The sequence below is a fragment of the Flammeovirga aprica JL-4 genome, assembly GCF_012844305.1.
GTDB lineage: Bacteria > Bacteroidota > Bacteroidia > Cytophagales > Flammeovirgaceae > Flammeovirga > Flammeovirga aprica.
This window is the reverse complement of sequence record NZ_JABANE010000081.1, coordinates 18846-31672: the sequence shown is the minus strand read 5'-3', so window position 1 is coordinate 31672 and position 12827 is coordinate 18846. Positions and strand designations below refer to the sequence as shown.

Genomic DNA, 12827 nt, shown 5'->3' with positions numbered 1-12827 from the left:
ACGTATTGGATTCGAACCAATGACCCCCTGCTTGTAAGGCAGGTGCTCTAAACCAACTGAGCTAACATCCCGAAATTTTATGTATTACAGACACCGTTTGTGTCATTGCGAGTGCAAAGGTAAGACTCGTTTTTGGATATACAAACAATCTATTGTAAAAAAAAATCAACAAATTATTTGAAGGTTGAATTTCAAGCGTATAGAAATAGATATTTTTTAATAAAATATTTCTATACGCTTGAAATTTCTATTTATTCAGCTTCTTCAAAACCTTTGAAGCGATTGTATCACCTATTGCCAAAGATGATGTTGCCGCAGGTGAAGGTGCATTTAATACGTTAATCATACGATCTTCTTCCACAAATAAGAAGTCATCGATCAATCCACCGTTCTTATCACATGCTTGTGCTCTTACTCCTGAACCACCAGGTTTCAAGTCTGACTCTTTCAAATCAGGCAATAAACGCTGCAATGCCTTCGTAAAAGCACCCTTAGAATAAGATCTATAAACCTCACCTAATCCCGTTGGCCAGTACTTAGAAGCTACTTTCAAGAATCCTTTCCATGTCAAAGATTCGAAAAGTTCACTTACATTAACATCTGTCTTTTTATATCCTTCTCTTCTATATGCTAAAACAGCATTAGGGCCTGCTTCTACACCTCCATTAATCATTCTTGTGAAGTGAACACCCAAAAATGGGAATGCAGGATCAGGAACAGGATAGATTAGGTTTTTCACGAGATAGTGCTTATTCGGCTTAATCTCATAATATTCCCCTCTGAAAGGAATAATACGAACGTCTAGCTGTTTTAAGGCTAATTGAGCAACACGATCACTATAAAGACCTGCACAGTTCACCACTAAATGTGATCTGTAAACATCTCTATTGGTCATCACCTCAACGCCGATACTTCCTAAACGGATATCTTCTACCTTGTTTCTGAATTTTACTTCACCACCAAATCGCTCCTCAAACACTTCTTTGTATTTCTGAGTCACTTCAGTGTAATCAATAATACCTGTTTGAGGAACGTAAAGACCTGCAATACCATTACAGTACGGCTCGTATTCTTTAATTTCAGAAGCAGATAAACGTTTTAGGTCTTTCAGTCCGTTTGCTACACCTCTTTCGTATAACGTATTTAAGTTGTCTAGTTCTTTTTGGTCTGTCGCTACAACAACTTTACCACACAAATCATACTTAACGCCTTCTTCATCACAAAACTTAATCAACTGATTGTAACCATCAATACAGTTTAATGCTTTATGGCTACCCGGTTTATAATAAAGTCCTGAGTGAATCACTCCACTATTATGACCTGTTTGATGCTGTGCAACATCACCCTCTTTCTCCAATACTAAAACCTTTAACTCTGGAGACTGTTGTTTGATTTTCAAAGCTGATGCCATCCCGACAATACCGGCACCAACAATGATTACATCATACACCATTGTTAGATTTATTATAAATGTTATTATAAGACAATGAGTTGCAATTAAAAATCACAACTCATTGTCAATTTATTTTTTCGCAGTACTAAACCGCTGTTTCTTTCTTGAATAACGCTAAGAAATCAGACACTGACATTGTTCCAACATCACCCTCTCCTTTCTTACGTACTGAGACTGCATTTCCGTCCATTTCTTTTTCACCTACAATCAACATATAAGGTGTTTTCTGAACTTCTGCATCACGGATCTTTCTACCGATTTTCTCAGCTCTTGCATCTACAGTACCTGTAAATCCAGCTTCTTCTAATTCACTCATTACGCCGTAAGCATAATCGTTGTATTTGTCAGATACTGGTAAGATTGTAAATTGCTCTGGTGCTAACCATAATGGGAAATTACCTCCTGTGTGCTCAATCAAGATGGCAATGAAACGTTCCATTGAACCGAATGGCGCTCTGTGAATCATTACCGGACGTTTTAATGAGTTATCAGAATCTTTGTATTCCAACTCAAAACGCTGTGGCAATTGGTAATCCACTTGAATAGTACCTAATTGCCAAGATCTACCTAAAGCATCACGTACCATAAAGTCTAACTTAGGACCATAGAATGCAGCTTCACCGTATTCCACTACTGTCTTCAGTCCTTTTTCAGCTGCAACTTCTTCGATATCCTTCTCCGCTCTATCCCAATCAGATTCTTTACCGATGTACTTCGCTCTATCTTCTTTATCTCTCAAAGAGATTTGTGCTAAATAATCATCAAAACCTAATGATTTGAAAACATATAAAACAAGGTCGATCACTTTACCGAACTCTTCTTTTACTTGATCAGGACGACAGAACAAGTGAGCATCATCTTGCGTAAAGCCACGCACCCTTGTCAAACCATGTAATTCACCTGACTGCTCATATCTATATACAGTACCAAATTCGGCTAAACGAACTGGTAAATCTCTATATGATCTTGGGCGAGAACGGTAAATTTCACAGTGGTGAGGGCAGTTCATTGGCTTCAATAAATACTCTTCACCTTCGTGTGGAGTATGGATTGGCTGGAATGAATCTTCACCATATTTTGCATAGTGACCAGAAGTAACGTAAAGGTCTTTAGAACCAATATGAGGTGTTACTACTTGTTGGTAACCTGCTTTCTGTTGTGCTTTTCTTAAGAAATTCTCTAATCTCTCTCTTAAAGTAGTACCTTTTGGCAACCATAATGGCAAACCTTGACCTACTCTTTGAGAGAAAGTAAATAAGTCTAATTCTTGACCTACTTTTCTATGATCTCTTTTCTTCGCTTCCTCTAATCTCTCTAAGTACTCAGTTAATTCCTTTGCTTTAGGGAAAGTGATACCGTAGATACGAGTCAACATTTTATTTTTCTCGTCACCTCTCCAGTAAGCACCTGCTACAGACATTAATTTGATTGCTTTAATAAAGCCTGTATGAGGAATGTGTGGTCCACGACATAAATCTGTGAATTCACCTTGCTTATAGAAAGTGATCTGACCATCCTCTAAACCTTCTAAAAGGTCTAATTTATAAGGATCTTCTTTTTCCTCGAAGTATTTAACAGCATCCGCTTTAGAAATATCCTCACGTGCATAGATATTCTTTTGCTTCGCTAGTTCTTTCATCTTCTTCTCTACATTGACCAATTCCTCTGATGAGAATTCATGGTCACCGAAATCTACATCATAGTAGAAACCATTCTCGATAGAAGGTCCAATACCTAGTTTTACACCAGGGTACAAAGCTTCTAAAGCTTCGGCCATTAAGTGAGCTGAAGAGTGCCAGAAAGTTGACTTTCCGTCCGTGTCATTCCACGTTAATAATTTTACATTTGAGTCTGCGGTCAATGGTCTGGTAGCATCCCAAACTTCTCCATTTACTTCTGCTGCAAGTACGTTTCTTGCCAATCCTTCACTGATGCTTTTCGCTACATCCAATGAAGACGCTCCGCTTTCGAACTCTCTTACCGAATTATCCGGTAATGTAATTTTAATCATTGTGGTATATAAATTTTAATTTTTAAATCCCCCCATTTGTGCCCCTACAACTGACCACAAGTTTTGCTGTGAGAATTTGAGGTTGCAAGCTACAATTTTTAACCTTAAAAATAAATTTGAGAGACATTATATTTCTCTAAATATTCATAACCCATCTACTTTAAAGAATAAGACAGAGAAGAATACCTGTTATTAGATTACACAAGTCCTTGTTTATTTTGTTAATTAATTAATAGTGTATAATTCAAAACTATAAACCAAAACGAACCCTAATTCTTGATTGAAACTAAGGAGTTGGATCAAAAAATAAATACTATTGTCCTGATTTTTTATAAATTCGCGTACAATTTGATATTTAAACTTATTTAAAGTACTTTCCAACTTTTTCATAACAAACAACAAATGCAACAGTTAAACGACGTTCTTAGTCTGATAGACAGTTATATTGGAGGCTCATTTTGGTTTGTAGCACTTTTACTATTAACAGGTCTATTTTTTACAATCTATCTCAAATTTCCTCAAATTCGCTTTTTTTCTCATGCTATAGATGTTGTGAAAGGAAAATTTGACGAACAAGATGATGAGGGTGACACTTCACACTTTCAAGCTTTAGCCACAGCTTTATCAGGTACAGTGGGTACTGGTAATATTGCCGGTGTAGCTTTAGCGATTCACTTAGGTGGCCCTGCCGCTTTATTCTGGATGATTGTTACAGCCTTCTTTGGTATGACCACCAAATTTGTGGAGGTAACGCTTTCTCACAAATACAGAGAGAAAACAGCTGATGGTACAATGGCCGGCGGACCGATGTACTTCATGAAAAATAAATTGAATATGAAATGGATGGCAGTACTTTTTGCTATTGCTACTGTTTTATCTTCTTTCGGTACAGGTAACTTACCTCAAGTGAACTCGATCGCTTCGTCTATCTATGCAACTTTTGGTATCGATCAATACATCACAGGAGCAATCTTAGCCGTACTTTTAGCTTTTGTAATTCTTGGAGGTATTTCTAGAATCGCGAAAGTAACAGAGAAACTCGTTCCTATGATGGCTGTAATTTACTTTATCGGCTGTCTTGCGGTTATTCTATTTAATTTTGAAAACATTCCTGGTTCAATTGGAAAAATTGCTAGTGACATTTTCTCTGGCACATCTGCTACAGGTGGTTTCCTAGGAGCTACATTTGCTTTCGCTTTCAATAGGGGTGTAAATAGAGGTTTATTCTCCAATGAAGCTGGTCAAGGTTCTGCGCCAATCGCACACGCATCTGCAAAAACGAAAGAGCCTGTTTCTGAAGGTATGGTAGCGATCTTAGAGCCTTTTATTGATACAATTGTGATTTGTTCTCTAACTGGTTTAGCATTACTTTCTTCTAATGTTTGGAGAGAAAAAGTAGATAATACATTTCAGCAAACAGACCTTCAGGTATTAAGCACAAGGTATGACGACCGCAAATCCAACCCTAATAATGATCGCGACAAACTTTCACTACATATTAGCGGAGAAGAAAAGTTACCAACTTATACTGGTGAATTAACAGTTGTAGACGGAAATATCAAGAGCACAGTAACATTGATCCACGCTCGTTCAGTAGCTGAAGATGTGGTGGTATTACTTGAAGGAGAAAAATACAGCGGTGAACTTGATGTAAAAGAAGGTGTGGTACAATGGAGATCAAATCTTGTCATAAAAGGTAAATCTTTAATTCACTCTGCTCCTCTTACCAGTTTAGCATTCACACGAAGTTATTTCGGTGATTTCGGAAAATATATTGTATCTATTGGATTACTTTTATTCGCCTTCTCGACTGCAATTTCTTGGTCGTATTATGGCGATAGAGCTATGACTTTCCTTTTAGGTTCAAAGTCGGTAATCTACTATAGAGGAGTCTATGTCGTTTCTTTCTTTGTTGGCTCATTCGCTGACACTACAATTATCTGGACTCTATCAGGTATTACCATTGCACTGATGACTATCCCTAACCTTGTTGGTATTCTTATCTTGAGAAAAGATATGAAAGATAGTTTAGAAACGTATTGGGAACATATGGAAAAGAAATTCGGTATTAAGCAATAAGTATAGCATTATATCATATAGAAAGGGTTTTGTTCGAAATAGAGCAAGGCCCTTTTTCTTTACTTTTATGTTCAAAACTTTACTCCGGTAAAATAAGTACTAGGACAGAAGAAAAGGGAAGGTTTTAGTTTGATATTTTTTATTCTAATCGAGGCAGATTTGCAGAGCATAGCCTTAGTTTTGCGATAAAAATCTACCGAAGAGTAGGATAAAAAAGATAAGATAAAATGTACCTTTACTTTTGTCCTAGTACTTAAAATTCTAGCTAAAATACTATCAACTAATAATTATTATTTCTGCAAGTTCTATATCATCTACTTTTAATGTCATTTATTTCATTTAACTTTCAAGTTCAAATCTAACTTTCAAACAAATCCACAGAATGATCAAGAAAATTATTGATTCAATACACCCAATTTCTGCCAATTCGGTAAAGGAAATTGAATCTCTTGTAGAATTAGTTGATATACAAAAAAATGAAACTTTCATTCAGAAAGACAGGAAAAATAATAAGGAATATTTTCTTCTCGAAGGTATATGTAAGAGTTACTTAATAAACCCTGAAGGAGAAGAAATAACGATTTCATTTTTCACTGAAAAATCCATCATTTCGCCATTAAATACAAGAACAAAAGGAGATATTTCTGTTCTAAACTTTCAAGCTCTTACTGATGTAAAACTTGCTACAATAGACGCTAAAGAATTTGAACGAATGATGATAGATCATTTAGACATCAGAAACTTTGGCAATACTGTTCTAAGAAATGAATTATCACAAAAGGTTGAAAAAGAAATTGGCCTAGCTTCTTTAACTGCCAAAGAAAGACTTCTTAAATTTAGAGATGAATTTCCATCACTCGAAAACTTAATACCCCACACTGACATAGCTTCTTACCTTGGAATAACCAACATTTCATTAAGCCGAATAAGAGGTGATTTAGCACGGTAATACGTTTTTATCATTTGTTAATGGAGGTACATGCAAGTTCATAGACATTTGCATAGAACATTAAAATAAACAAATGATGAAAAAGATCAATTTAGTACTCTTGTTAGCTCTTTTCTCTGCAAATGCAATAGGGCAAACTAACACCTACTTGCGTCTATATGCCAATATGGGCGTACAAATGAACAGCAACAATGTTTTCAACACAAATCTGAACTCAAACTTTTTACCTTTTCAACTGGGTGCTGGAAGTAACTATAAGTTTGGAGGATTCTTAGTAGGCACTGAGTTTTACAACTCAAACGGAAACATCAAAAACAATCAATACAAAATTGATTACAAAGAGTTTACAAGCACTTTGTACGTCGGTTATGATTTACTCTCCTCTTCTGATTTTGCAATTGAACCGAACATTGGCTTTTTCATGAAAACTGGACAGTCTATAACCCATGAACTCCAAAATAATAATACACAAGCTTACAACATTGGTCAGCTTGGCATCAGCACATCATTAACCCTTACAAGGTTCAATCACTCCGGTCTTAGTACAGCCATAAAAATAGGATGCAATATCCCGCTTGGTAGTGAACAAGCTTGGAAAAATGGAACGGATGATTCCCATACAAACTTTTCCTCCAACCAAATCACTCCTTTTGTTCAATTAAATATTGGAGGGCGAATCAAACTTAAAAAGAAACGACACCATAAATCTGATTTTTCTCTGTCAAAACCAACGCTAGAACCACAATCAGAGGAACATAAAGTACGTAATCAAGAAACTTTATTATATACAATAGTATATCCTAAGCAAAATGCTGAAACCATTTTACTGCTTCATGGTGGACCTGGAGTACCTAATAGAATGAAGGAAGTGACCAACTTATTGAAACAAAAGTATCAGGTCATTTATTTTGATCAAAGAGGTACGGGGCTTTCCAATTGCCCTAATGGTTCATATGCAATGGAAGATTACATTTCGGATATCAATGCTATTGCAGCGTATTATGAATTAGATACTTTCCACATATTTGGACATTCTTGGGGAGGTTTATACGCTCAAATTTATGCTGACAAAAATCTATCAAAAATTAATAGCTTATTCTTATGTAGTCCAAGTTCAGGAACGAATACTACTTGGAAAGAGACAGAAAAAGAAGTAATGCTCTATAATAAAGAGAATACTTCAAATAGCAAATGGTTAAAAATGGGAGTCAATTCGATGTTTGGTGCTTTGGGGAGCAATAAATCCTATAGAAAGCTATTCAAACAAGTTTTGAAAAACTATCACCATAATTTTCAACAAATTGAAATTAGTGACGAAGAATTAGCAGGGATACATGCAGAACCGATCAACAAAACTAGAAGGGAAATCATTAATTACAAACCTTTGACGAAGATTGAAAACCCTGCTTATCCCATTTGTATAACCTACGGAGATGATGATATTTATGGTAAAAGTAAAGGTGAAGTTATTGATAGATTCCCCACCGCAAAAGTATATGATATCAAAAATTGTGGACATATGCCTTGGATGCATAATAAAGTAGAATTTGAAAAGATCGTTACAAATTTCTACAAACTTAAAAAAGGAGATTAACCATAGATGATAGTGAAACCGCACTAGTTTATACACGCCTTAAAAGTGAGTTTTAAGGAATCCTCTTTAATTAGAAACGCCCAATATATTTTATATATTGAGCGTTTCAACTTTATGAGTAACATAAAGTACGTAAACAGGATTTTTCACCTATTCACGATTTCAACCAGCTATGAAGTCCAAAGGTTAGAAACATTATTTCCACTTTTGGTACTTCAAATATATAAATATTTTTCAATAGTATTCACATAACAAATGTTAAGTACTCGTAATTCATGGTTCTGTTTGATGAATTATCTAAATGTTACAATTGTTACTCCAGCACCTCCTCTATCAGGGTGATCGTCGGAAACATTCTTAATTCCACGGAAAGATTTAAGGTGATTTCGGACTACTTCTCTTAATGCACCAGTCCCTTTTCCATGTAAGATACGGACAGAACTTTCACCTAACATCAAAGCAGTATCCATAAAATCATCTAATTCATACATCACCTCTTCTGCTCTTTTTCCTCTGAGGTCAAGCTGAGAATTGAAATCAATTCTTCTCTGTGTAAGATTAGATGCTGCGCTTTGTGAAGACACTTTATCTCTAACTTCTTTTCTGAACTCTTTCTTACTGATTCTCTCCAAACGATTTAATTTCACATTTGTACGAAGTGAACCAATAATAATTTCAGCTTCTTTGGCTGTCAAAGCGGCAACCTCACCAATTGAACCCTGCCCTTTTATTCGAACTGCATCTCCAATTGTAATTGTACCACCGATTACTTCATAACTAGGCTCTTCTTCTTTCTTGTTGGTGATTTTCTTAGAAGGCTGATTACTACTTTTGAAGTTTTCAATGTTCTTACGAAGCTGTTTCGTCTTCTCTTTTTCAGCGTTGGTCTCTCTGATCTCTTTGATCGTCAACTCAATCTTACGGTTGGCCGTATCCAATACCTTTTGGGCATCTTTACGGGCTTTATCCATAATATTCTGCTTCTTATTCTGAAGCTCGATTGATTTAGTCTCAAATTTCTCAGTAGCTGACTTTAACTTCTGTTCTAAGCGACTGACTTCTTTATTTTTCTTGGCGAACTCCTTCTTCTCTTCTTCAAGATTACGAAGCAATTCTTCCATATTGATCTTCTTTCTACCCGCTTTATGACGAGCAATGTTGACCACCTTCTTCGGTAAACCAATCTTCTGTGCAATTTCTAATGCAAAAGAACTACCCGGCTGACCTTGCTCTAGTTTATAAAGAGGACTTAGGTTTTCTACATCGTAACGCATGGCTCCATTCTGTAAACCATTCTGCTTTTCTGCATAAAACTTAAGGTTAGCGTAGTGAGTAGTGATTACACCCCACATCTTTTGGTGATTCATTTGCTCCAAGATAGACTCAGCGATTACACCACCTAATTCTGGTTCAGTACCCGATCCAAATTCATCAATTAGCACTAACGACTTCGGATTCCCTCTTTTCAACATGGCTTTCATGTTTGTCAAGTGAGAAGAGTAAGTAGAAAGGTCATTTTCTAATGATTGATCATCACCGTAATCCATCATGATATCATCAAAAATACCCATCTTTGAACCTTCCATCATTGGCACTAACATACCGCATTGGAACATGTATTGTACCAACGCTACCGTCTGCATGGCAATTGACTTACCACCGGCGTTTGGTCCAGAAATCAGCAATATTCTACCTCTTTCCTCGTCCAATTCGATCTTCTGTCTCACTACACTGTCTTTTTTACCTTGTTCAGTGAAAGACCAAAGCAAAATAGGGTGAGCCACATGATACCAAGCTACTAAAGGTTCATCCACAATTTCGGGTTGAATTGATTCTTGCAACATAGCAAAATTTGCCTTTGCATTAATAAAATCAATCACACCTAGATAATTATTCCCTTTTCTAAGCCCTGGAACTTGAGGTCGGATTTTATGAGTTATTTCTGTCAGAATACGAATCACCTCTTGACGCTCTCTTAACTCTAAATCTTTGATAGAGTTATTCAGCTGTAATAATTCTTGAGGTTCAATATATACCGTCTGACCTGTAGAGGAAGCATCATGAACGAAACCTGTTACATGACGTTTGTGTTCAGCCGGTACCGGCACCACAATTCTACCTTCACGAAGCGTAGGGATAGCATCTTCTTTGGCATACCCTTTTTTCTTCATTTGTTGAATCACAGAAGCCGTTCTTGAACGAAGACTTGACAACTCACGGTGTAAAGCCTGTCTGATTTTCACCAACTCAGGAGAAGCGTTATCTCTCACTTTTCCTTTGTCATCTAAAATCATATCAATCTCATGAAGGATCATGGTATCAAACTCTACTCCTTCACTGATTTTGACTAATTCAGGATATAATGCAGGGTCAACACTATTGAAAAAAGTCAAACATTCTTTCAACGTTGTTAATGCTGTTTTTAAATCAAAAAGTTCTTCTTCCAGCAAAAAGGCATTGACGATCTCCACTTTATCAAGGAAAAGACCTACATCAATAAAACCTGAATGAGGAAACGACTCCCCTGCCTCGTATATATTTACACACTCGTTGACCTGAGCGATTCTTTGTCTAACAAACCTAGCATCTGAAGTGAAACGCATTTTATCTACAAAACTACGCCCTACTTCACCATTACATTTATCCTTTAAAAGTTCTCTTAGCTTATCAAAACCAAGTTTTTCTTCTAAATTTTTAGGATATAACATATTTCAATTTTCTTTTTATAAAAATGTACTCTACAAAGATGTAGAATGTATTTTGATTCTGAAAAAAATTAATAAGCACTAAACCAAAAATAAATGATAATTAATTCTTATTTATTTTTTGTGAGTACAACGCTCAAAAACGTATAAATAGTGGTTCTATTTAAAGTTTTTGAAAGGCAGTAATCGGAAAAAATAATATGAATTAGTGTTATTTAATTCTGTCTTAGTACTTAGTACTTAACCAAAAGAAAAGCATGTTTGAATCCTCTTCTGATTACTCCAAACATGCTTATTGAGTTCTAAACGAACCCTATGTATTATCTTAAGTTCTCTTTCATCAATTGAACTTCTTTTTCCAACTTCTCATACCACTCTTTTCCATATTTTGAAATGAAAGGCCCTTTCAAAAATTGGTAAACTGGTACTTTTAATTCCTTACCTAATACACAAGCATCAGAGCAGATTTCCCATCTGTCATAATTCACCGCATCGTAAGCATCGTACTTGGTGATTCTTGCGGGGTATAAGTAACAAGAAATTGGTTTCCTATAAGATATCTTTTTATCTAAATAAGCTTTCTCAATAGCACAGTGCAGGTACTTTTTCTCATCATAGATGGCATAAGCACACTCTCTGTTGCCGATTGTTGGAGTTGAATAATCACCTTCAAAATCTTTGATGTATTTTCCTTGTCGTTCTACTTCTGCAATTCCTTCAGGAGACATATAAGGTTTTACTTTCTCATAAACCTCTTCCATTTTCTCCAATTCATCCTCATTCAATGGTGCACCAAGATCACCTTCTACACAGCAGGCTCCTTTACATTTGTCTAAGTTACATACAAACTCCTCAGACATCATATCATCACTTAAAACGACTTTATCAACTACAATCACTTTTTTAAAAGATTGGTTATTATTCTTTTCACAAAACTTGAAACTGAATTCTAAAACAATTGTTTCAAGTTTATTTCAATATGCAAAAGTCGAATATTCTGAATTAAAATGCTCATTATTGGTCGTTAACTTTTGAAAATCGCATAAAAAAAGGGATTGTATTGCTACAATCCCTCTTAAAATATGATTTAATGTTACTTATACAGAAACGTTGTTATCTCTCAAAGCATCATTTAATGAAGTCTTTCTATCAGTACTTTCTTTTCTTTGACCGATGATGATCGCACAACCTACTGAGAATTCACCTGCTGGGAATTTCTTAGTGTAGCTACCTGGGATCACTACTGATCTTGGAGGAACATAACCTTTGTATTCTACTGGCTCATCACCTGTAACGTCGATGATTTTAGAAGAAGCTGTAAGCGTTACGTTTGCACCTAATACTGCTTCTTTACCAATGTGAACACCTTCTACTAAGATACAACGAGAACCTACGAAAGCACCATCTTCGATGATCACTGGAGCAGCTTGAACTGGCTCAAGTACACCACCTACACCTACACCACCTGAAAGGTGAACGTCTTTACCGATTTGTGCACAGCTACCTACAGTTGCCCAAGTATCTACCATTGTACCTGAATCAACGTAAGCACCAATGTTCACGTATGAAGGCATCATGATTACACCTTTGTTTACGAATGAACCGTAACGAGCGATAGCGTGAGGTACTACACGAACACCTTTTTCTGCGTAATCACTCTTTAAAGGAATTTTGTCATGGAATTCGAAAGGACCAACTTTGATAGTTTCCATTTCAGCAAGAGGGAAGAACATAATCACAGCTTTCTTTACCCACTCGTTTACTTGCCAACCATCAGCAACTGGCTCAGCACATCTTAAAGTACCTTTATCTAATTCCTCAACTGTAGCTTTTACAGCATCAATATATTCTTGTTGTTGCATAAACGCACGGTCTTCCCATGCTTGCTCGATTAATTGTTGTCTAGTCATTTTGTTTCTCTCCTCTTTAGTTTGAGATATTTAAATCGTACAGCCTTAAGAAAGGCCACGCAAAAGTACGAAATTCTAAGATGATTTTTAATAATGTCATAGAATTTAAACAATAATATCACACTC

At 36.0% G+C, this 12827-nt stretch carries 8 protein-coding genes; 3 read left to right on the top strand and 5 right to left on the bottom strand.

Going from position 1 to position 12827, the window contains the following annotated elements; all coding sequences use genetic code 11:
* Nucleotides 1-247: 247 nt before the first annotated feature.
* Both lhgO and thrS read right to left on the bottom strand, forming a co-directional pair.
* The gene (gene lhgO / locus HHU12_RS23585; protein WP_169659208.1) at nucleotides 248-1450 is read right to left on the bottom strand and encodes an L-2-hydroxyglutarate oxidase; all 1203 of its coding nucleotides are present in this window, start codon (nucleotides 1448-1450) and stop codon (nucleotides 248-250) included.
* Nucleotides 1451-1538: 88 nt separating this feature from the next.
* Entirely contained in the window at nucleotides 1539-3464 is a 1926-nt protein-coding gene (gene thrS / locus HHU12_RS23580) for a threonine--tRNA ligase (RefSeq protein WP_169659202.1), read from the bottom strand.
* A gap of 402 nt (nucleotides 3465-3866) precedes the next feature.
* Between thrS and HHU12_RS23575 the strand changes: the two genes are divergently transcribed.
* The 3 genes from HHU12_RS23575 (at nucleotide 3867) to HHU12_RS23565 (ending at nucleotide 8086) form a co-directional block, all read left to right on the top strand.
* Nucleotides 3867-5543 carry an alanine/glycine:cation symporter family protein gene (locus tag HHU12_RS23575; protein WP_169659201.1) on the top strand — a complete coding sequence of 559 codons (1677 nt, stop codon included), beginning with the start codon at nucleotides 3867-3869 and terminating at the stop codon, nucleotides 5541-5543.
* 382 nt (nucleotides 5544-5925) lie between these two features.
* A complete protein-coding gene (locus HHU12_RS23570; RefSeq protein WP_169659200.1) occupies nucleotides 5926-6492 on the top strand; it encodes a Crp/Fnr family transcriptional regulator in 567 nt (188 codons plus the stop codon).
* A gap of 76 nt (nucleotides 6493-6568) precedes the next feature.
* Nucleotides 6569-8086 (top strand): alpha/beta fold hydrolase, encoded by a 1518-nt coding sequence (locus HHU12_RS23565; RefSeq protein WP_169659199.1) that lies wholly within the window; start codon nucleotides 6569-6571, stop codon nucleotides 8084-8086.
* Nucleotides 8087-8379: 293 nt separating this feature from the next.
* Here the strand turns inward: HHU12_RS23565 and HHU12_RS23560 are convergent, their stop codons facing one another.
* The 3 genes from HHU12_RS23560 to HHU12_RS23550 all read right to left on the bottom strand — a co-directional run bounded on the left by HHU12_RS23560 (nucleotide 8380) and on the right by HHU12_RS23550 (nucleotide 12701).
* Complete coding sequence (locus HHU12_RS23560) at nucleotides 8380-10794, bottom strand: endonuclease MutS2 (protein WP_169659198.1); 2415 nt, start codon at nucleotides 10792-10794, stop codon at nucleotides 8380-8382.
* A 317-nt stretch (nucleotides 10795-11111) separates the two neighbouring features.
* The gene (locus tag HHU12_RS23555) at nucleotides 11112-11690 is read right to left on the bottom strand and encodes a DUF3109 family protein (protein WP_044210903.1); all 579 of its coding nucleotides are present in this window, start codon (nucleotides 11688-11690) and stop codon (nucleotides 11112-11114) included.
* A gap of 198 nt (nucleotides 11691-11888) precedes the next feature.
* Entirely contained in the window at nucleotides 11889-12701 is an 813-nt protein-coding gene (locus tag HHU12_RS23550; protein ID WP_169659197.1) for a 2,3,4,5-tetrahydropyridine-2,6-dicarboxylate N-succinyltransferase, read from the bottom strand.
* Between the last annotated feature and the right edge of the window lie 126 nt (nucleotides 12702-12827).

Bases quoted from the DNA above. Each gene is read 5' to 3' on its own strand.
- thrS (WP_169659202.1), bottom strand. From the start codon at position 3,464: ATGATTAAAATTACATTACCGGATAATTCGGTAAGAGAGTTCGAAAGC.
- HHU12_RS23575 (WP_169659201.1), top strand. From the start codon at position 3,867: ATGCAACAGTTAAACGACGTTCTTAGTCTGATAGACAGTTATATTGGA.
- HHU12_RS23570 (WP_169659200.1), top strand. From the start codon at position 5,926: ATGATCAAGAAAATTATTGATTCAATACACCCAATTTCTGCCAATTCG.
- HHU12_RS23565 (WP_169659199.1), top strand. From the start codon at position 6,569: ATGAAAAAGATCAATTTAGTACTCTTGTTAGCTCTTTTCTCTGCAAAT.
- HHU12_RS23560 (WP_169659198.1), bottom strand. From the start codon at position 10,794: ATGTTATATCCTAAAAATTTAGAAGAAAAACTTGGTTTTGATAAGCTA.
- HHU12_RS23550 (WP_169659197.1), bottom strand. From the start codon at position 12,701: ATGACTAGACAACAATTAATCGAGCAAGCATGGGAAGACCGTGCGTTT.